Below are 21,741 nucleotides of genomic sequence, written 5' to 3' on the forward strand. Positions count from 1 at the left end.
TTTTAAAAGTTTAATGCAATTGAAAATAACCATGTACGGATTGAAGGCGTCGCATTGTCTTTTAGTCCATTATTGGTTTCAGGATCCAAACCACTCCAATACGGAGCGAACGTTCCGATGTTATCAGCACTTAGTGAAAAGCTAAGACCATTAATGCCCCATGGTTTTACCATGCTGCTTGCATCATATGTTAGTGATACTTTTTGTAATTTAATAAAACTACGGTCGATGTACTTTGTTCCACCGTAAGCGGTAGGCCCGTTGTAGGGGGCAGGAAACTCAGCATCGGTATTGGTTGGTGTCCAGTAATCATAAACCGGACGGTTTATATTTTCAACAGAAGAATATGCATCCAAATAAGGCGTGTTATTACCTGACAAATACCATCCATTTCCTCCCCAAATAGAATATAGATAAAACATCAGGGAAAAGTTTTTATATTGGAGTGTATTCGTCCAGCTCCAACGGAAGTTCGGATTTGAATTCCCAATTATTTGTCTGTCCTTATCCTGGGACATAGCTCCATCTCCGTCAATATCCTCCAGTTTGTAATCACCAGGGAACAATCCGGTCATGATGGTGCCATTATCTGCATCTTCCTGCTGCCACATACCGATAACCTTATAACCATAAATGGTACCCAGTGACTCTCCAATAAAATAACCATCATTTACCAGGTCATCTTCTTTTCCGTCTCCATCATCATCTTTCCCCAAAATTGAAGCAACTTCATTTCTATTCAATGAAAAAGCAAAATCAGAATACCATTTGAAATTCTCGCTATCAATGTTCAATGTACTTAAGTTAAGTTCAATTCCCTTATTCCTAATCTCACCGATATTGGAGTTGATACTACTTTTACCAGATGCTCCAGGAAGCGAAAGATTAAAAATCAGATCGTTGGTTTTTGTCATGTAGCCATCAACTGATCCACTGATACGGTTATCCAAAAGGATAAAATCAATACCCATGTTTGTTCCGGTAGTTGTTTCCCAGCTCAAGTCATTATTTGCCAGAGAGGAAATGTATTGAGTAATGGTAAATGAATCATCCCCATAAAAGACATATTCACTTGAAGAAATACGAGCCAGAGTACTGTATGGATTAATGGATTGATTTCCGTTTTTTCCGTAGGAAATTCGCAGCGCCAGGTTATTAATCACATCAACATTTTCCATAAAACCTTCCCTGGAAATGTTCCAGTTAAAGCCGGCGGACGGAAACACTCCCCATTTTTTATTTTTACTGAAAGCAGAGTACCCATCCCGGCGAATCGTTCCCGTCAACGAATACCTGTTTTTGAATGTATAGGTTCCACGGGCCATCATACCAATTGCATCGCTTTCCCCACCACCTGTATCTACAGTTTGAGTAGTTCCCTGCTCAAGTGCATAATGTCCTAATGTTGTATTTTGAAAATCTTCAGCGTACGCTGTCATATTTTCCCAGGCAGCATGTTCCCTGGAAAAAAGTAGGGTAACGTCAACCCTGTGATCCTCTGTAAAAGCGTGATTGTATTTTAAGAAATTATCAAGTAACATATTATAATTACGGGTATAACGGCGCCTACCAATTCCATTCTTACCTTTTCCATCAATAGTATTCACATCGAAAAACTCACCCCGCTCATTCCAGCGCATCGAATTCGAAAACGTTGTATGAAATGACAGACCGTTGACCCAGGGAACCTTAATAACACTTGAAACCACACCTGTAAGGTTGTTTCGAATGTCGGTATCCTGCGTTGCCATTTCCCAGAAAGGACTGTTAAAACTGGTAGTTGTTTGAGGAAATTGTTTATACGTGCCATCTTCATTATATACAGAAGCATAAGGACTAAAGTGTGTTGCTCTGTACATCCCGGGTGAATCCCCTGAATAATCTTTCAGGCTATAAAAACTTTTTATCCCCAGATTAAACCAATCAGTCAGGTCACTATCGATATTTACACGTGCCGATATATGCTTGAAATCATCATTAATTACAACACCTTTTTGTTTTATTAGAGAAGTTGAAATATAATAATTCGTTTTTTCTGTACTGTTAGAAACGCTGACAGTTGTATTAAGTGTATGCCCCAACTGACTTACCAAACTAAAGGGATCTTCCAGTGTTGGTCTGTGATCTTCTGTGGCATCATAATTCTTTTGTTCTTCCTCTGTGAGGTAAAACCTTATTCGATCCGGATCTGCCTCCAGGTCTCTGCTTTGTCTAATATCCAGTAACCGTTTAATATATCCTTCGGCATCATAAACCTCAAGTGGTTTCAATTGATCACTGACTCCATAATTCATTTTTACATCAAACTTGGGCTTTCCGCTTATTCCTTTTCCTTTTTTTGTATCGATGATAATTACTCCATTAGCAGACCTTGAACCATAAACTGCAGCTGCACTGGCATCTTTTAATACGGTAAAGTTTTCAATATCATTGGGAGCGATGTCAGCAAGTGAACCAGAAAAAATTACACCATCAACAACGACTAATGGTGAATTACCGGCAGTTGAATTCTGCCCCCTGATAACCAGGGAAGGAACAGCACCAGCTGTATTGGTTCCACCAACATTTAACCCTGCTACCGTACCTTTAATTCGTTCGAGTACATTATTAACCGCTACCTTTTCGTAGGGTTCCATTTTTGCCTGAGCAACTGCCCCGGTAACTTCCTGTCTTTTCATTGTACCGTACCCAATTGCTATTACTTCCTCAATACCGATCGCATCTTCTTCTAATACCACATTAATAGAAGTTTTACCAGCAACAAGTATTTCCTGTGTTTTCATCCCCACAAAAGAAAAAACCAAAGTTGCATCTTCTTCTACATTTGAAAGAGAAAATTCTCCATCGGCGTTGGTGATTGTTCCTTTGGTAGTACCTTTTACTAATACAGTTACACCTGGTAAAGGAACATTATCATAGTCAGTAACCATGCCGGTTACTGTTTTCTGCTGTTGTCCAAAATCGGGCATAAGAATAATACTTGTGCCTAATTTCTTAAATGTAAAATTTGTATTCTTTAAAATATCCAGAAGAACTTCATCGACCGGTTGATTTGAAGCATGAATATTTACCTTTCGGTCCAGATTAATTTCTTCCTTATCATATACAAATAAATAGTCGGTTTGTGTTTCAATAGCATCAAGAACTTCTTTTACAGGAGCATTTTTAAAAGCAATATTAATTTTATCAACCTGCGATCTTGCGTTTATCGCATATAATGAAGAGCTAAATATCAAAAAAACCAGAAGTGTTATTTTCATTTTTCTTAATAATGGTTTCATTAAGTCAAAGTAGTCCTTTGACAAATAATTTTTCATAAATTTGTTTTTTATGTTAATACTTTAGTTTGTTTTAGCGAACACGATCAGTATTGACCATTAGCCGGAAAGTGTGAGCGCACTTACCGGCTTTTTTTAGAATTTCATTTTATCATAAGCCTTAGTTCTTTTAAAGTTTATTATTCGATTATTATTTTATTGGTTTTCTCGTCAATCCAATAGTTAAAATTTTCTTTTAATTGTACCACTTTCAAAATATGTTCAACACCATCTTTCATTCTGAATTTTCCTGAATAGCGTGAATTGAACTTTTGCGTATTTTTAACTTCTATAATTATATCAAAATACAATTCCAAATTATGGACCAGTTCAGTAAATGAAATATTGTCAAAACTGATGATTCCTTCACGCCATAGAAAATGATCCGGATTTTCAATCGCAGAAACAATCATTTTCCCGTCTCTTAATACGGCTTCCTTATTGGGAGATAAGCTCATTCCCGAACTTTCACCTTGTTTTATTATTTCAACTGCCCCCTCTAACAACGAAGTTTCAAATTCTTCTGTTTCAGAGTATGCAATCAAATTAAATTTTGTACCCAAAACCTTTACATCATATTTACTGGTGTTAACAACAAATGGCTTTTTCATTTTATGTGTTACCTCAAAAAAGCCCTCACCATCTAATTCAACATTACGTTCCTTATTGGCAAATTGGGAGGGAAACTTAAAAGTAGTTTTTGCATTGAGCCAAACTTTCGTACTATCTGCCAAAATAATTTCAGCCCGTTGTCCGGCCGGAACATGTATGGTTTGCATTTGGGAAGACAACCTGGAAAAGGAGTGAGTTGGGAAAACGAATCGAGCTACAAAAAAAGCAAAAACAAAAACAGCTGCAATTTTTGAAACTTCCCAATACCATTTGCTATTAAACGGTATCAGAAATTTCATTTTCTTTTGATTCGAGTTTATTTCAATATCTGAATGCCAAATTGAAATATCATTCAATTTCCTTAGTGCAAAATATTCTTGCATATTTTTGGGATCAGCATCAAGCCAATGGGTAATTTTTACCTTTTCTTCTTCTGTGACGTCCCCATTTATATATTTCAAAAGTAGATCGTTCATATCCCAGTTCATAAAAAAATAAAACCGAATTTTCCTTTATAACCAGAATACGATTTGAAATACCAGAGCCCTAGTATATTTTTTGATTTTTTTTACAATTTAAGAAGAACCAATGCTCCCAAAAGAGGAAGATAATCTTTCAAAGACACCCTTAATTCTCTCACTGCCTGACCGATATGATACTCTACTCCTTTATTGGAAATATTATAAAATTTTGCAATTTCTTTGTGCGATTTATGTTCAAACCTACTCATTATAAATATTTCTCTTGTTCTCGGCTGAAGTTTCTTAAGCGTTTCCTCAATTATAAAATGAATTTCTTTTGCAAAAACTTCCTGAGGATTGCTTGATTCGAGAGAAGCGGTTCTTATCGCCAGTTCCCGTTCCAGAGTTGTAACTATTTTATCGTGAACACCGCGTTTTACTGACTGGTGTTTTAAATAATCAAGCGCCCGATTTTTTAGGATTGAAAATAAATAGGGAGCTATCGGGTCGATGGTTTCCATTTTCAATTGTTGCCATAACTTTATTAATGAATCAGAAACAATATCTTCTGCAACCATGTCATCGTGCACATACGATTTTACAAATAGGTAGGATTTTTTGTAAAAAGCCGTATATATTTCGTTGAAACCATGTAAAAGAATATCTACTCCCATTTGGTAAAGTTTAACTTGGCGCCAAAATTAAAAAAATTATAATTCTGCAAAAACAGGATACAAACTCTTATTTTTCAGATGTTCAATTTGTTTCTCTGAAATTTTCAGGTTTCATCCTGTATATTCATTTTTTAATTTTAGAATCAACAAACGACATTTCGAAATCACCGTTTTCTTTTTTACTGTATAAACGATGATTTTCTGAAAACAAAGGGCAGTTCAAAATAATTTGACCAGTTTATTCCATATACAATTAAAATTATGTTTGTATATGTTGTAGTTATTTATAACGAAAGACTAACAAACTTTTTTCTCTACATTCATATTGAACAAACACGATGAAACAGGAGCGAGTTACTTTTATTACACTGAACATAAAAGAGTTGCATAGCAAAAATGGTTTCATATATAATTTCCATATTACTAGATATTCACCCGGTATTTCCGCTTATTTTCTGGAACAACGAAGGAAGCCTTTTGGTAAGCCACTAGGAATTATTTGATTAAAATATTATTCCACTGTTTTTTTAATAGTTACCGGGCCTAATAATCCGGAAGATTCCAAAGGAATTTCCGTTCTTGGTTTTCCCCTGTAGTCATTTATCAGCATAATATTAGTTTTTGTATATCGTTTTTTACCCGGAAACATTTCGTCTCCTGCCACGCGATTATACCATGAATTTACTACCTCAATTTCAAGATTATTTTGATCTTTCTTTAACTCACTGGTTATCTCGACCCGGAACGGTTTTGTCCAAAGTATTCCCTTGTCATTCCCATTTATTTTCACACGTACAATTCCCACATCTTTTACATTTTCCAATTGTAAAAAATATTCTTTATCCTTCTGAGGTTCAAAATCAACATTAAATGTTTTGCGATAAACGGCGCTGCCCGAATAATACCTGATACCGTCATCAGTCGATTTTGTCCAATCCATCAATCCAGGAAATGTAACTGAGGCAGGCCCTCCCCACAAGGTATCAAAATTTAATTCCCATTCACCGATAATATTTTGCACTGTTGTATAATCCGCATAATTACGCGGCGTTGTGCCCTGCCTGTTTTTATTGATTTTATTATTAAAAACAACCATAATAGAACCATAAGGCTCAAAAGTTAACGGAACGGTTGTTGTATTTTCGTTCTGAATAAAGGCTTTTGCTTCGCGTATTTCACCAGTCAGTGCATCCCATAACTCAGGTTGCAATCCTGTTACCCGGAACTCACAATTTACTTTTTGCCGTTGAGTTGTTTGATTGGTCACAAAATAAACATCGCTTTCATTAATGGTATAATGGATATAATCGAAATCTGTTTTACTATCGTTTTCTCTAACTTTAAAATCAGCCGGGATTTCTTTTGACAAAAGATGCTCGCGGGCTGAGACTCCCCAAGCAACCCTTCCGTTTCGATATTGCCTTTCTCCTTTCTCTGTTTCTGCATTCCCCCATATTTTGTCAGCCATTTCTGAAAATTCTTGGAGGGCTTGCCCGCCACCAACGAGACTTACTGTTTTTTCCGGTTTATAGCCTATAATTTCCGCTCCCTTTTGAAGCAATTCTTCTACTTTTTTCAAAACTGCAAACGATATTACTTTATGGTCGGGCAGTACCAATACACGATATTTTCTTCCTCCCGGAACAACAAATTTCCCGTCTTCCATATCCAACTGAAGAAAAATATCTTCATCGGTTACATCGTAATCAAAACCGGGCATAGTACCAGCCGGATCAGAATGTTTGTAAGGAAATACATTAGGAACATGGTCTCCATAATAGTATAAAACATCAGCAACAAATTTCCCGTTTTGAACCACTGATTGAACACGATGCATGTAATTTATAAAAGGCCCTGAATGGTCCCACCATGTTACCTGTGGGTTAACATGAGTGCCCGCAAAATATTCCTGCCCCGGCACTCCCATTTCTGGTGGTGAACTTGTGAACGTATGAAAATACAGACGATTTAAACCTGCACAAATTTCATGGTCGAAAGCCGATTTTTGGTCGTGCCACAATTCGTCATTCCAATGCGGACCAATTGTGGTAAATGATTCTGCACCAACAATCCTCTTCCCGTAAATATGTGCAGCGGAAGAAGCCTGTTTCAGAAAAAAACGATTTTCAGGCATGGGACGGTGAGGTGACGGTGACCAGAATTCACTCATTACGATATCACTAAATCCATAATTTTTTATTCCGTCCAGCGGGCCTGCATGAGGTCCGGCTGATTCTGGCTGAATCCCAATATTATACTTATGGGCTAATTCTGCAAAACGGGCATAATGATTATAAGCCACCAAATCACCCAGTGTTTTTCTAAAATCAGCCAAAAAAGCATTTGAGGTTTCAATATCTTCAATCACATAACCTGCAACTATTGGCAGGTATTTTAGTAAATTATACCCCCTGTATGTTTCAAATTCTTCTGAAAAGCCATCAGTCCAGTTCATTCCTCCGCACTCCCAACTATCCGTCTCCATGTATTTTAGTGTAGTCCCCACATGATCGCCTGCTGCTTTAAATATCGGAACAACAACATCGTTCCAGTAAAAATCAAAAGCGTCCTTACTCATATAATCCAGAACATTTCCCTGCCAATCACCACTGGAAGTAGAAACATAGGAATCTGTACAAGTGTATCCGATTCGCAATATTGACCATTCTCCGCCCGGGACTTCCCAGGTTAGGTTTCCCTCGCTATCCATCAGGGATGTAAGGTTTTGAATATCTTCTTTTTTTACTGCAAAACCAGGGGCATTTTGCATTCGCCTGTTGTTTTCTGGTAAATTGGATAACAGAAACCGGGTATCGGGAGCCGAGCCACCAAGTTCATGGTACCCCAATTTCAAATCTAAATCAGAAATAAACTCCCCTGTCTTTTGTTCAGGTTTTAACGGAAAGGCAAGTAATGCAATATCTTTGTAAAAATCATCTCTAAACTCAGGAGTTTTCAATCTCATTTTAACTTTTTCACCTCCCAAAATTTTTGTTTCGGAATAAACAATTTGCTTGGCAGTATACTGAGGAGTTACCCTTGGGCCACCTAAATTCCAACCACTTTGAATATTGAAACCAATCTGCAAATCCAATCTTTTTGCTTCGTCCAGAGCAAAAACAAATAATTGATTCCACTCATCTGAACCAAAGAGAGGTCCTGCGGGAATATCTTTGTTTCCGCGTTGATTATGACCACCGGCATCAAAAACCATTGCACCCTGAAAATTTTTGGTTTTCATCGCTTCCAAATCTTTGGTAATAGCTGCCTTGTTTACATTTCCGTTAAGCCACCACCACCAGCAATTTACTCCATACTCAACAGGAGGATTCTGAAAATTTACTTTCAGGGAATCATAACTTATTGATTGCTGGTCATCTTGGGCTTTATTTCGATGATTTGTACATGAAAATAAAAACAGCAAAAAAATTAAAAACAGAATGATATTTATCTTCATCGCTAAATTGTTATTGGCTTCAAATTCAATTAATTTACAGGAAGGTACTTGCATAACAAAGAAAAATGTTACCATAAATAATTTAGAAAAAATTCATGGTAACATTTTATTAGGGTGTAATGATTATCTATTTTCCCATCCTGAATTCTGGTCTATATTAACATCCTTATTGGTATCAATTATTGTTTGTGGAATAGGCCACAAATTGTAATTAAATGTTAAAGTAGCTTTTGTTTCAGGCCAGTGAGCATATTCCCTGATACGTTCTACAGCAATTGTTCCGCCCATTCGGAGAAGCGTATTCCAGCGACATTCCTCATAGACCAACTCACGGGCACGTTCGTCGAGGATCGTATTAAAACTATCGTCCATATCAGCGGCTGTTACCATGTAGCTGCATTGTGCGCGTTCCCGAAGTAAATTTACATCTGCAGCAGCTCCTGCTTTATCACCTAGTCGTTGTTTTGCCTCGGCTCTAAGCAGAATAGTTTCCGGAAGGCGAATAATGTAGTCATCACGGAAAAGATTACTACGGTTTTCACCATCTTCAACTCCGGTATAATTGTCAGTTGCAATTTTACATGAAACAGGATAAATTTCACTACGATTATTGAGATTTGTTGTTGCATCGAGATTTGTACCATACATCTCATCCCATGGAACTATTTGCTTATAATATGGCGAAGATTCGACATTTCCTTTGTACCTTCTGCGTAAAACAATTTCAGAGTTACGCATATCATCCCCCCATTTATCAGCATAAATAAGATCGCGGGCATACATCGTAATATTAACCTGAGAAATTCCTCTTCCTCCTACATTTTCCAATGTACCTGTAAGGTGTTTACTTGCAATGTCGCGAAAAACAGGTCCGTAAGTACGCGAATAATTTAGTTTTGACTTTCCGTCTTCAGCCCTGTAAGTATCATAATCAACCTGCAAAGCCCATATACATTCCGGATTTCCATCCTGATAATTCACGTTTTCCTCCTGAAATAAATCCCAATAATAGTTAGGTGTAAATTGCACTGTATCAATTTTTTCACTTTCGCTAAAAACACCACTTTTATACACGTCAATTACAACACTTTGTTCATCGGTACGTGCACCAAATCGTGAATTTACAAGGCCATACGTTCCGCCATCAATAACTTTATTTCCATAACTCACTGATTCATTAAATGCTGCCTGTGCCTCACCTGTATTCCCATCTTCAGCAAGTTGCGTTCCCAAAGCAAGATATAATTCACAAAGATTATGCTGAGCAACTCCACGAACTAACCGGCCACCTGAAGATGTTGTTTCCGGCAGGTCGTTTTCAATAGCTTCCATTTCATCAATTGCAAACTGGTAAGTTTCGGAGCGGCTGGCAGGTTCAAAATCATACCTCGGTGTCGTGGATATATCAGTAACGAGCGGTACTCCACCAAAAAGTTCAGCTAAATTCCGATATGCAAATGCCCTGAAAAAACGAGCCTGGGCCAACACATATGCTTTTTCTTCTTCTGACCCCCATGATATTTCGGGTAATTCTGCTGCATAAATGGCGAGATTAGCCCTGGAAATAACATAATACCACGTTGAATAAACCTGATAAAATGTTTCATGATCAGGATTAATAATACTGTAATCACTAAAAGTATTTCCTCTCCTAATTACGGGAACGTCATACATATCCGTTCCTTTACCTTTAAAATTAAATATCCATCCTGTTTCATCCGGATTAGCCCACAAATCCCTTATGTGAGAATAAATAGATACCAATACCTGGTCAACCTGGGCAGATGTGGAAAATGCATTATCAGTTGTATAAAAAGTAACTGGTTTTTCCTTGAGGAACACATCATCTGATTCACAGCCAGACAGAGTGACAAATATTATCAAAAGTGCTACACTTATATATTTAATCTTTTTCATTATGTTAACTCTTTAAAATTGAAACTAAAAACTAATAGCTGCCCCAATTGAATATGTCGAAAGAACAGGGAATGTATTTGACATATAAGTCGCACCTGTTTCAGGATCTCCTCCATCCCAATTGGTGATAGTGAACACATTTTTCGCAGCAAGAAAAACTTTGAGCGAATTTATATTTGCATCTTTCATCCATTGCTGGCTAAAAGTATATGATACAGTTATATCCTGCAGACGAACAAACCCACGAGATTGTAAACCTCTAAACCGTCCATCTCCTGAGAAAGGAGCTGACGGGTATACGTTGCTCTTGTTTTCAGGTGTCCAATAGGGTTTATAAGTCATGTTCGCATTAAACAACCCTGTACCTGACGTGAGATAGGCTTGTGTATTATCCAGTAGATAATTGTTATTTCCTCCAAATACTCCTGTTAACAGTGCATAAAATTCAAAGTTCTTGTAGGTTACACTGTTGCTCATATTTAAGCGGAAATTCTCTTTTTTGTAACCTAAGATAACACGATCTTCTGCAGTAATCCCATCTACTCCGTCTGTATCTACATACTTGGGAGCACCGGGAGCTGCTCCGGTTAAAGAGATATATTCAGTATCATCTTCCTGGACAATGCCATCTTGTTTATACCCGTAAATTGCATCTAACGATTTCCCTATAAACAGGCTATTTGCTATATCATCATCTTCAACTCCGTCTCCGTCGTTATCTTCACCATAAAGTTTCACCAGTTTATTTTTGTTTTTCCAAAAAGTTATTTGTGTCGTCCAATTTAGGTTGTCTCTCTGCATATTAATACTTCGCACTGTCATTTCAATTCCTGCGTTGTTTACTTGTCCCATCGAAGCAAACACAGTTTTAAAGCCTGTCATAACCGGAATATTTCTCTCAAAGATCTGATCAGTCGTTTTCGAAAAATAAAGGTCAACATCAACATACAAACGATTTTTCAACCATGCTGATTCAAATCCTGTATTCCACGATTCCGTGCTTTCCCATCCAAGGGATTGATTTCCAAGAGAACTCTGTATTAGGCCATAATAAATAATACCTGGTTTATCAGAAAATTCATAACGAATACCTCCTGAAGAACCATTGGCAACTTGCGAGAGAGTAGTGTACGGGGCAATTCCCTGGTTTCCATTTTGTCCCCAGGAAACCTTTAATTTTAGTTCATCCAAAGAAGTTACTCCCGACATAAAATCTTCTTTTGAGATCCTCCAGGCTAAACCTGCCGCCGCAAAATCTGCCCATTTATTTTCTGATCCAAATACAGAGGCTCCATCACGACGATAAGAACCCGTAACATAATATTTATCAGCAAAAGAATAGCTTGCCCGACCTAAATAACCAATATTTGCTTGTTCGTAAGCATCCAAATTCACCTTCTGTACCGTAGCTTTGGAAAGTCCCCATTTTCCAAGGGTAGTACTTCCGTTGGCAGCAAAATCACTTCCTGTACTATTAATCTCTTCATATCGCAAGAAATCACGCGTAGCAACCAATGTTCCTTCAATGCTATGCTTGTCAAATTTGTTTTTATAGGTAATTATATTGTCCCAAACGTAACTGTACCTGCGGCTATTAAAAAGATTTCCGTTAGCATTTGAAAGAAATCCGACCAGAACGGAAGGTTCATAACGATATAAACCTTCACCTTCGGCTACAAAATAATCTTCATAATAAAATTCTCCTGAGCGGTTCTGGTCGAGATTTAACGAATAATTGATCCGATAATTTAATCCTTTTACCCAGGGAACCTCGACCACAGCATAAGAATTTAAACGATAGCTATGAAGAATGTCCATATTATCACGAGTATTATCATTTACCCCCCACAAAGGGTTTACCCCCGATTGTGTGTAAGGATATTTCTCCAGGTTCCCGTTATCATCCCTATACATTACACCATAAGGCGACATCATCTGGGCAGTGCCAATATCTGCCGCAAAACCAGAATAATCTCTCCGGGAATAACCTGCATCAACACCAATCTTTAACCAGCTGGTAATATCGGTATTAATTTTTCCTAAGATAGAAATCCGATTAAATTCATCGCCAAGTACTACTCCTTTATTGTCATTATACGAGCTTGACAAATAATAATTTAATCCTTTGGCCGCGCCTGAAACTGACAGTTGGTAATCCTGCACTACTCCAGTTTGCGTAACTGCATCCAGCCAATTGGTTTCCCTTCCGGCAGCCAAATTCTCCAGTTCACCGGTTTTCATCCAGGTTGTAGAACCTTCAGGGTATTGGTTACGGGCATTGACCACTTCAATCCACTGTTCGCCTTTCATCATAACAGGGCGATTTTGCCAGGTTTGAATCCCGGCAGAAGTATTAAATGTAATTACTGGTTTGGAAGAACTTCCTCTTTTTGTTGTTATGGCTATTACACCATTCGCAGACCTCGACCCATAAACAGCCGCTGAAACTGCATCTTTTAAGATATCATAACTTGCAATATCATTGGGATTAATATCGCTTAGACTTCCCATATAAATAACACCATCCAAAACAATTAACGGGTCATTATCACCATTAATTGAATTTTGTCCGCGTATTATCATACTTGGTTGACCTCCCGCTGAGTTGGAGGCGCCAATATTCAATCCTGAAATATTTCCCTTTAAAGATTCCAGCGCATTTAAGTTTGGCAAATTAGAAACAGGTGAATTTTCCATTTTAATAGAACTAACCGAGCCGGTAAAGTCTTGTCGTCTGGCTGTTCCATAGCCAATAACAATCACTTCATCCAGGCCTAAACTTTGTTCTATTAATGTTACATCAATATTCTGCCTTCCTGATACCGAAATCTCCTGTGTTTGTAATCCTACAAACGAAAATACCAGTACCGCGTCATCTGAAATGTTATTTAAAGTATAATCACCATCTGCATTTGTGATGGTGCCTCCTGATGTTCCTTTTACTGCAACAGTCACACCAGGCAATGGTAGTCCTGACTCATCAACAATTTTCCCGGTAACAGTTTTATTCTGTTGCTGAATATTAAACAAGTCTCCTCTTCCTGAATCCGAATTTTCACCTTTTGTTATTACAATATCTTTGTTTAAAACACGATAGATTAAACCTGTTCCGTCCAGAACATTATCCAAAACTATATCAACTCTTTCGTTGACAAAAGACTCATTATAAATTTTGGTTGCCGGAAGGTGTTCGTTTTTATAAAAGAAATCGAAATCAGTTTGATTCTGAATATCCTGAAAAACCTCTTCTAGAGTAGCATTTTTTAAATCCAGGTTTACCCTCACGGCTTGCGAATAAACACTGGCTGCAGTACTTAAAAAGGTTGCAAAAATTAAAATTAATGATAACCTCATAATAAGTAATAATTTTTTACATTTTCTTCCTAAAGGAAAAAAATACGTAATTGATTTTTTTTTCATAGTTTAGCTACGATTTTAATTAATAAATCAAATTTTTAATAAGAATTTAAGCGGGGAATGTGTGGTGCGTTTCCCGTTTTTTAGTTAATCAGAGTTTATGTTTCATTGGCAATTTATTTTTCAAAAGTTTTAGATTAAAATTTTATTGTTCAGTTATTGTTATTTCATCGGAATCAATCTCATAATCTATTGGTAACAACTGCTCTATTAACTCAAAATGTTGCTCCAAAGGTTTGTATCTTCGTAATACACCCGATATTCTTTCATTTTTTAACTTTTCGGGGTAATCTATTCTTACGTCCCACCAACGTTCAACAATCTGAAAAATCTTACTCAAAGGTTCATTTCTAAATTCATACCTGCCTTCTTTCCAAGTAGTAAATATCTCAAGGTCGGCTTCGCCTATTCTCACCTTTGAGGTTTCAGTATTAAAACTTGATTGTTCTCCGGGGAGTAAATCATGAACGATATTCCCTGTAATAATTTTCACTTTCCCCTCCTCAAGTGTGGTTTCGATGATATGGCTTTCAGGATACTCACAAACATTAAATCGGGTTCCCACCACTTTTACTGTATGACTTTTTGTTTTCACGTAAAAAGGCTTCTCCTCGTTGGCTTTAACTTCAAAATAGGCTTCGCCGGTGAGTTCAACTCTTCTGTTACTGGCATCGAAACGGGAAGGAAAAGAAAGCTCTGAATCGGAATTTATCCAAACATGTGTACCATCAGCCAGGAAAACTTCTTTCAGCTGTCCTTTTGTAGCTTCAACCGTTTTCATTTCAACCGTTTTGTATATAAGCGATTGCTGTGCATACAAATACCTGCCAAACCATCCTAATCCCAGTGAGATTACTATAATGGCTGCAACTTTCAAAAAATCCGCTATTCCTGAAAACCGCAATTTTCGTGAAATAGTTCGTTCCTGAAGCGACAACCACTGGTCCAGTTCCAAATCATTCATCTGTTTTGTTCCCAACTTAGCACTTTCCCAAATATCTTTTTCCTGAAACAAACGTTTACGGTTTCCTGGATCTTCTTTAATCCAGCTATAGAGCAATTTTTCGTCTTCAACAGAAGCTTGCCCCTGCACGAAACGTTGAATTACCAACTCAATATTTGAAAATTTTTGACTTTCCATTTTTAATACGAGTATTTACGGAGATAGAAACCCTACCTCCATATTTATTTATTTTTAAAATTTATTGAATAAAAGAATAAAGAGAATTGACAACATATCTTTAAATTCCTCTCTGAACAGCTGTAACGCTTTGGAAATATGTTTTTCAACGGCTTTCACTGAAATATTAAAAACGTCGGCAATTTCTTTATTAGTGAGTCCTTCCCGGCGGCTTTTTTCGAATACCTGGCGACACTTTTCAGGCAACTGATCGATCACCTTTTCAATTCTGTCTTTTGTGGCAAACTCCAGAATACTTTTTTCGGATTGAGTATAATATAGCAACTCTTCCTGTTTTAACAGTAAACCAAAATTGTCATGATGTATTCTTTTTTTCTGTTCATTTTTTAAATATTTGAAGCACCGGTTTTTAACAATCGTAAAAAGATAGGCAGATACTGAAGTTGTAATTTCTGTTTTTCTTCTATTTTGCCATAATTCATAAAAACAATCCTGAACAATATCTTTTGCCTGCTCTTCGTCGACAAATTTAGAGGCAAAAAGAAAAAGTGACTGAAAATATTTTTGAAACAAAATCCGGAAGGCTAAACGATCGCCGTTCTTTACTTTGTGAATGATAGTATTTTCAGCAAGGTTGTTCATGTTAAAAAGGCCGTTTAATCGAACCTCATTTTTTTAAAGATGAAATAGAATTAAATGGTGAAAAAATTATGTAAAAGTAATATTTCGATTTTTACATAAAATGAAAAGTAATAAATAACATAAAATTCTTTCCTGATTTAAATTCGAAAAGAGAGCTACCACTTATTTCTATAACTACCGTTAATTCACAGCTTATTCAGAAGCAAATTCATCAGCAAGCTGATTTATTTTGTCAATTGACAATTGCTCTCCGGAATTAATAATAACCCGGTACCCGAAAGTTGACGACTGACCGGCCGGAATGAAAAAATCAAATGTTTCTGCACCGTTTGTAAAATCTTTCACACCAAAAGGATTTGCGGCAAACAATCCATAACCACGGGCATGCCAGTAAGTAGGATAGTTTGGGTTCTGAGGATGATCGCAGATGATTACAGAAATATTTTCACCATCTGTTTTGCCCTGTAATCTTACCCACCGGGCCCGGGTTCCCCAAACTTCCAAACCAGTTATCCCCTCGCTGCTTGTGTAATTACCTGTAATATTAATATTTAGTGTGTCTCTCGTCCTTGTTGTTGTTCCGTCTTCGTTGTACAAAAGAATGCTTCCATTATCAGGCAACTCAAGCGAGCGTGCTACCCTGATTCCAAACATTCCCTCTTTCGTGTCCGGCATTTGAACGTCGTTTTCGCCGGCAGTTAACGTGGTCATCCTATCGATTATCCGATTTTCTCCCTGCGCAATAAAATGATATTTAGTCTTTTCAAGCAATATTTCTACTCCGGTGGTGTCTTGCCAGCTTTCTTCCGAAATAAAAGAACCTTCTCCTTTTCCTTCTTTTAGTTCACTGGTTTCGACGTGTTTTATAATTCCGCCATTCGGATTGGTGGTTCCCAAGCCCTGTGAACCATTTCCCCAGAAATCGAGACCATTCACATTTCCATACGTAAACCACATTCCTATCTGATGGGGATGATCGGCTCTTTCTCCTGCCCTTGGTTCAAGGGGAAATCCTCGGGTAACGTCGTAACAATCTGCTGTGAGAATAGGATAAAATACAGGTTTTGTTAAATTCTCTGACCAGCGAAATGTAGTCAGCAGTTGCTTATCAACCCATACTTCCAACGTTTTTGCATCTGCGTCTTTTTCAAAGGTAACACCCGGTTTTTCCGACTCATTTTGTTTTGCTGATTTACTGTTACAGGAATACGCAAAAACGATAACAACGATGAATAAACAATATCTCATTTTTTCCATTTTTAATTAATATTTACCAAACTCCTTCCAGGCAGAATGCATTGCCATGATATTTTCAGGCGGGACTTCAGCCTGAATGTTATGCACTGCACTAAAAACAAAGCCTCCGCCAGGTGCAAGTGCATCAATATTTCTTTTTACATCATCTTTTACTTCCTGAATCAATCCCGAGGGCAAAACTTTTTGAGTATCGACACCGCCACCCCAAAAAACAATTTCTTGTCCAAAATCTTTTTTCAGTTGAAACGGTTCCATCCCGGCAGCTGTGACATGCACCGGATTCAGAATATCCACTCCCATTTCAATCAAATCGGGAATAATTGAACGCACATTTCCACAAGAATGAAACATCAGTTTTACATGAGGCGCTTTCTTTTTTATTAACTTTAAAACCCGAATAAAATGTGGTTTGTAGTGCTCCCGAAAATGTTCGGGGCTGATGAGTTGCGATTGTTGTGTTCCATAATCATCACCTTCACCCACAATATCAACAACATCACCAACTTCATCCAGCAAAGCGTCCCAAAATTCAATTTTTAAATCAGCCAATTTTCCTACTAATTTATCAGAGTTTACCGGAAACAGAAACGGATCAACCATCGCATTTTCCATTCCCCGCACACGTTGATGCATTTCAAATAGCCCGGCACAAAAACCTTTGGTTATAACAACTTTATCCAATTCCCGAATCTTTATTGCTTTTTCCCGCAACCCGGCAAACCGCTCTGAATTTGAAGGACAGGGCCAGTTAAAATCCGCTACAATATCTTCTTCCTCAAAATTTACCTCTTTCATTGGATTTTTAACCAGCGAAAACCAATATCCGTTTTTTGGAAAGTGGTGAGTAAAGCTCCATTCATCAACATATTCAAAATATTTTCCACGATCATTTAATTTTGAATACACATCCCAATTGTGACTTGTAAGTGGAAAAACACCGCGTGTGTCCACTCCCAGTTTATCCAGAATTTCTTCAGGAGGAACAACAATTTGCTGAATTACATCCGACCATTCCGGCGATGTTTCATCCTTTCCTAAATATTTTCGCAAATTTTGACAGGCCGTATTTGTTATCCCCGTCCATGTAGTGCCTGCCAAATCAAATGGCACGTGGTCGGGTTCCTCGTGGTTTAAAGTTTTTAATATTCGTTCTCTTGAGTTCATTTCAGATTTGTTAAAGGTTCCATTTTAGGTGCCAGTATATGAATGACAGCGATTGCAATTAAATAACCAAATGAAGCCACGGCAAACGCTACTTTGTAACCATCGGTTCCGGATTCGTTTAAAACATATCCCACCAGCAAAGCCATAAGCATACCTCCCAAAGTACTAATGGTTGTGGCAAAACCCGTAACGGTTGCAACCACATTTTTTGGAAAAAGGTCGGAAGCAACGGTAAAAATATTTGCCGACCACGAACAGTGAGCTGCTGCCGCCAATGCAATAAAACCAACACTCGCAACGATTGAAGAATAGTTTGGAACTGTCATAACCGGAAGAACCAGCAGTGCAGAACCAAACATGGTGATTTTCCTCGAAAAATTTATTGACTTTCCCTTTTTAATCAGTAAGGATGAGATTGCGCCGCCGGCAATTCCCCCCAAATCGGCAATAACATAAATGGTTACCAGTGGTAGTGCCAATTCCTTTAAATCAACTCCAAATTTAGAGTTTAAAAATTTGGCGCCCCAATACAGGTAAAACCACCAAACCGGGTCGGCAAATAATTTCCCGAGTGCTACTGCCCAGGTTTGCCGGTATTTTATTAATTGATACCAACTCATTTTTATTTTCCCTGAGTCGGTCTCTCCGTCTTTAATAAAATCAATTTCAGCCTGGTTTACATACCTGCTTTTTTCGGGAACCCGGTATAAAATCAACCAAAAAACCAACCAAAAAACACCGAGGAAACCAGACAAAATAAACACCCACTTCCATGAGCCAAATTGGGCAATAATTAATGGTATTAAGATTGGAGCCAAAATAGCCCCCACATTTGAACCACCGTTAAAAAGTCCGGTTGCAAAAGCCCTTTCTTTTTTTGGAAACCATTCAGCTACCGTTTTTATAGCTGCCGGGAAATTACCTGCTTCACTCAAACCTAACCCTACACGGGCCATTGCAAATCCCAACCAAGTTCGGGCTGCGGAGTGTAACATACTGGCTATACTCCACAATCCAACCGCAAGGGTAAAGCCCCACCGTGTGCCAAGTCGGTCGATAACATAACCTGCCAACAACGTACCGGCAGCATATGCAAACTGAAATGAAGAAACGATATAACCGTACTGTAATTCTGTCCAGCCAATTTCCTTTTCCAGTAAAGGAGCTAAAATTCCCATCAAAAACCGGTCGAAATAATTTACGGTGGTGGCGAAAAACAAAAGTGCAACAATTGCCCATCGAAAATTTGTTTTTCCCTTAGAACAAGCGGAATCAGTCATTTAGTTTAGCTTTTGGTTGGTTGTTAAAAATAAGGAAATAAAACTGTATATACATCAATTTTACAAATAAACCAACGAGCATTGAAAACACACAGGGTTAGAGATCGCAAATAAAATTCAAAAAGAAATACTAGATATTTGCCCGGAAGGCCAACAACGGCAGTCTGAAATAACTACTTTCTCCAGTTTTCTAACTTCATACTTTTTATTGAAACTCAAGTATCTGTAATGAAACCAATAAGGTTTAACCTCCAACTGAATAAAAACTACAAACTATTGATTTCATAATGGATTCCTGTAAAAAAAACTACTTTTGTGAACGAAAGCCAAAAGAATTGCAGCAACCGATGTAAGAACGTAAGAAAACGTTTGATAATAAATAATAAAAAACGTTTTATGGATTCACCACAAAATTTCAACACCAACTGGAGAAAAGTAGCTTCAACTATTTACAGAAAACCTGTTGATTCAAAAATATACGGCTCAGTGGAACTCGATGTTACTGAGCTAGAAAAATATATTTCTTCCAAAAGAAAAGAGGGAATCAAAATAACCTTAACACATGTTATTACACTTATTATTGGTCGTGCAATTAAGCTCGAAGTGCCGGAACTAAACACATTTGTAAAAAGAGGAAAAATTGTAAACCGACCGCAAATTGACGCGATGGTGAGCGTTTTGCTTCAGGGGGGGGAGATGGGCTCAGTAAAAATTGAAAATATAGACACGCTGAATATTACTGAGCTGTCAGAAGAAATAGCAAAAAAAATAAAAGCATCAAGAAAGGGGAATGAAAACAACACGATGCAATCCAAAGATTCTCTTTCAAAAATTCCCTGGCCATTCCGTTCCTGGGTATTCTATTTATACCGCCTTTTCACCATTCACTGGGGTTTTTCGTTTCCGGTAATTAAACTCTCTGCAAATAGTTTTGGCTCTTACGTTGTATCCAACATTGGGACCCTGGGGTTAGACAGCGGCTATGGAGCGCTGCTACCCTCTGCAAATGTTTCTATCGTAATGATTTTGGGTGGTGTAAACAAAAAACCGACTGTTGTTAACGATAAAATCGTTCCGCGAAAAATACTTTCTTTATCTGCTACCCTTGACCACCGTGTAGTAGATGGCTCACACGGCGGAAAACTTTTCAGGGTTATTAAACAGATGATAAAAAATCCATATTTACTCGACGAACATATTTAATCTGTCGTCACGAATATCATCATAAAATGTTCTGAAACATTTTATAAAATATTTCTCCGTGTACGAACACGAAAAATCAAAAAAAACTGTAATTTTGTAGCGCAAACTAATTAATCACCTATAAATCAAAATACTATCAAAGGGAAAGACCAAATACGGATTAAAGATATCGCAGAAAAAGCAAAAGTATCTATTGGGACAGTAGATCGGGTATTGCATAACCGGGGAGAAGTAGCTGAATCTACCAAGAAAAAAATTCTTAAAATAATTGAAGAGCTAGACTACCAGCCCAATTTTCTTGCAAGTACCCTGGCATCAAAAAAATCGGCTGTTTTTGCCACGCTTTTTCCTGAACCTCCGTCAGCAGAAGGATATTGGAACAAACCTTTTATTGGAGTAAAAAAAAGAATTAGCGAACTTAAACCTTACGGGATTCAAATTAAACATTTTACGTTTAATCAGCCTGATTCTAAAAGCTTTGAGACGGAAGCAAAAAGGATTCTTAAACTCCAGCCCGATGGTGTTGTTCTCGCTCCGTTTTTTAAAAAAGAATCAATACGTTTTATTGAACAACTCAAAGAGAACAACATTCCATTTGTTTTCATCGATTCTGAAATTAAAAACGCGGGACATTTAAGTTATATTGGGCAAAACTCTTACCAGAGTGGATTCGTGTCGGCAAAACTTCTAGATCTTTCACTCCGAACAGGAAACATTCTTGTCATTCATTTTGCCAAAGAAATGGATAACCAGAACCACCTTGTTCAACGTGAAAGAGGATTTTATGACTGGTTTCAGGTTAGCAACAAAGAAAACCACGAGATTTTCACCACTGAAATAGCGGATACTGACACCGACCAGTGGATGCAAAAAGTCAAAAAAGAAATAACCGAAAAAAATATCCGGGGAATTTTTGTTACCAATTCCAAAGTGTTTTATGTAGGTCGGATGGTGGAAAAATATAAACTTTCCGATTTAAAAATCATCGGTCATGATTTATTAAAAGAAAATACCGACTTTCTGAAAAAAGGTATTGTTCAATTCTTAATTTGTCAAAGACCTGAAGAACAGGGATATAACGCAATCAATAAACTATTTCGCAACGTAGTGCAAAAAAGAAAAGTATCTGAGGAGAACTATACTTCAATTGATATCGTAATTAGAGAAAATATAGAATATTACAAAGAATTTAAGTAGAA

General features: G+C 37.4%; 13 protein-coding genes. 2 read left to right on the plus strand and 11 right to left on the minus strand.

Features of this window, described 5'->3' with window-relative positions:
- Positions 1–2: 2 nt before the first annotated feature.
- The 11 genes from K5G00_RS09280 to K5G00_RS09330 all read right to left on the minus strand — a co-directional run bounded on the left by K5G00_RS09280 (position 3) and on the right by K5G00_RS09330 (position 19,339).
- The gene (locus K5G00_RS09280) at positions 3–3,317 is read right to left on the minus strand and encodes a SusC/RagA family TonB-linked outer membrane protein (protein WP_238765874.1); all 3,315 of its coding nucleotides are present in this window, start codon (positions 3,315–3,317) and stop codon (positions 3–5) included.
- Positions 3,318–3,457: 140 nt separating this feature from the next.
- Positions 3,458–4,405 carry a FecR family protein gene (locus tag K5G00_RS09285; RefSeq protein ID WP_238765875.1) on the minus strand — a complete coding sequence of 316 codons (948 nt, stop codon included), beginning with the start codon at positions 4,403–4,405 and terminating at the stop codon, positions 3,458–3,460.
- 92 nt (positions 4,406–4,497) lie between these two features.
- Positions 4,498–5,064, minus strand: a complete 567-nt coding sequence (locus K5G00_RS09290) for an RNA polymerase sigma-70 factor (protein WP_238765877.1) — start codon at positions 5,062–5,064, stop codon at positions 4,498–4,500.
- Positions 5,065–5,575: 511 nt separating this feature from the next.
- Entirely contained in the window at positions 5,576–8,596 is a 3,021-nt protein-coding gene (locus K5G00_RS09295) for a glycosyl hydrolase (protein ID WP_238765878.1), read from the minus strand.
- 48 nt (positions 8,597–8,644) lie between these two features.
- Entirely contained in the window at positions 8,645–10,438 is a 1,794-nt protein-coding gene (locus tag K5G00_RS09300) for a RagB/SusD family nutrient uptake outer membrane protein (RefSeq protein WP_238765880.1), read from the minus strand.
- A gap of 24 nt (positions 10,439–10,462) precedes the next feature.
- Positions 10,463–13,792 carry a SusC/RagA family TonB-linked outer membrane protein gene (locus K5G00_RS09305; RefSeq protein WP_238765881.1) on the minus strand — a complete coding sequence of 1,110 codons (3,330 nt, stop codon included), beginning with the start codon at positions 13,790–13,792 and terminating at the stop codon, positions 10,463–10,465.
- 208 nt (positions 13,793–14,000) lie between these two features.
- On the minus strand, positions 14,001–14,996 hold the full coding sequence (locus K5G00_RS09310; protein WP_238765883.1) for a FecR family protein: 996 nt from the start codon (positions 14,994–14,996) through the stop codon (positions 14,001–14,003).
- Between the two features lie 54 nt (positions 14,997–15,050).
- The gene (locus K5G00_RS09315; RefSeq protein ID WP_238765884.1) at positions 15,051–15,638 is read right to left on the minus strand and encodes an RNA polymerase sigma-70 factor; all 588 of its coding nucleotides are present in this window, start codon (positions 15,636–15,638) and stop codon (positions 15,051–15,053) included.
- Between the two features lie 192 nt (positions 15,639–15,830).
- On the minus strand, positions 15,831–16,886 hold the full coding sequence (locus tag K5G00_RS09320; protein ID WP_238765886.1) for a DUF6807 domain-containing protein: 1,056 nt from the start codon (positions 16,884–16,886) through the stop codon (positions 15,831–15,833).
- A gap of 15 nt (positions 16,887–16,901) precedes the next feature.
- Complete coding sequence (locus K5G00_RS09325; RefSeq protein ID WP_238765888.1) at positions 16,902–18,059, minus strand: uroporphyrinogen decarboxylase family protein; 1,158 nt, start codon at positions 18,057–18,059, stop codon at positions 16,902–16,904.
- Positions 18,056–19,339, minus strand: a complete 1,284-nt coding sequence (locus tag K5G00_RS09330) for an MFS transporter (protein ID WP_238765890.1) — start codon at positions 19,337–19,339, stop codon at positions 18,056–18,058. Before K5G00_RS09330 ends, K5G00_RS09325 begins: the two co-directional genes overlap by 4 nt.
- 396 nt (positions 19,340–19,735) lie before the next feature.
- Here K5G00_RS09330 and K5G00_RS09335 point away from each other — a divergent pair, with 396 nt between their 5' ends.
- Together K5G00_RS09335 and K5G00_RS09340 are read left to right on the plus strand one after the other, a co-directional pair.
- Positions 19,736–20,542, plus strand: a complete 807-nt coding sequence (locus K5G00_RS09335; protein ID WP_238765891.1) for a 2-oxo acid dehydrogenase subunit E2 — start codon at positions 19,736–19,738, stop codon at positions 20,540–20,542.
- Positions 20,543–20,710: 168 nt separating this feature from the next.
- Entirely contained in the window at positions 20,711–21,739 is a 1,029-nt protein-coding gene (locus K5G00_RS09340; protein WP_317235538.1) for a LacI family DNA-binding transcriptional regulator, read from the plus strand.
- The last annotated feature ends 2 nt before the right edge of the window (positions 21,740–21,741 follow it).

The sequence above is a fragment of the Maribellus maritimus genome (genome assembly GCF_022267315.1).
GTDB classification, from domain to species: domain Bacteria; phylum Bacteroidota; class Bacteroidia; order Bacteroidales; family Prolixibacteraceae; genus Draconibacterium; species Draconibacterium maritimum.

Coding starts and splice junctions, on each gene's coding strand:
- K5G00_RS09280 (WP_238765874.1), bottom strand. CDS start 3,317: ATGAAAAATTATTTGTCAAAGGACTACTTTGACTTAATGAAACCATTA.
- K5G00_RS09285 (WP_238765875.1), bottom strand. CDS start 4,405: ATGAACGATCTACTTTTGAAATATATAAATGGGGACGTCACAGAAGAA.
- K5G00_RS09330 (WP_238765890.1), bottom strand. CDS start 19,339: ATGACTGATTCCGCTTGTTCTAAGGGAAAAACAAATTTTCGATGGGCA.
- K5G00_RS09320 (WP_238765886.1), bottom strand. CDS start 16,886: ATGAGATATTGTTTATTCATCGTTGTTATCGTTTTTGCGTATTCCTGT.
- K5G00_RS09305 (WP_238765881.1), bottom strand. CDS start 13,792: ATGAGGTTATCATTAATTTTAATTTTTGCAACCTTTTTAAGTACTGCA.
- K5G00_RS09310 (WP_238765883.1), bottom strand. CDS start 14,996: ATGGAAAGTCAAAAATTTTCAAATATTGAGTTGGTAATTCAACGTTTC.
- K5G00_RS09335 (WP_238765891.1), top strand. CDS start 19,736: ATGGATTCACCACAAAATTTCAACACCAACTGGAGAAAAGTAGCTTCA.
- K5G00_RS09295 (WP_238765878.1), bottom strand. CDS start 8,596: ATGGTAACATTTTTCTTTGTTATGCAAGTACCTTCCTGTAAATTAATT.
- K5G00_RS09290 (WP_238765877.1), bottom strand. CDS start 5,064: ATGGGAGTAGATATTCTTTTACATGGTTTCAACGAAATATATACGGCT.
- K5G00_RS09325 (WP_238765888.1), bottom strand. CDS start 18,059: ATGAACTCAAGAGAACGAATATTAAAAACTTTAAACCACGAGGAACCC.
- K5G00_RS09300 (WP_238765880.1), bottom strand. CDS start 10,438: ATGAAAAAGATTAAATATATAAGTGTAGCACTTTTGATAATATTTGTC.
- K5G00_RS09315 (WP_238765884.1), bottom strand. CDS start 15,638: ATGAACAACCTTGCTGAAAATACTATCATTCACAAAGTAAAGAACGGC.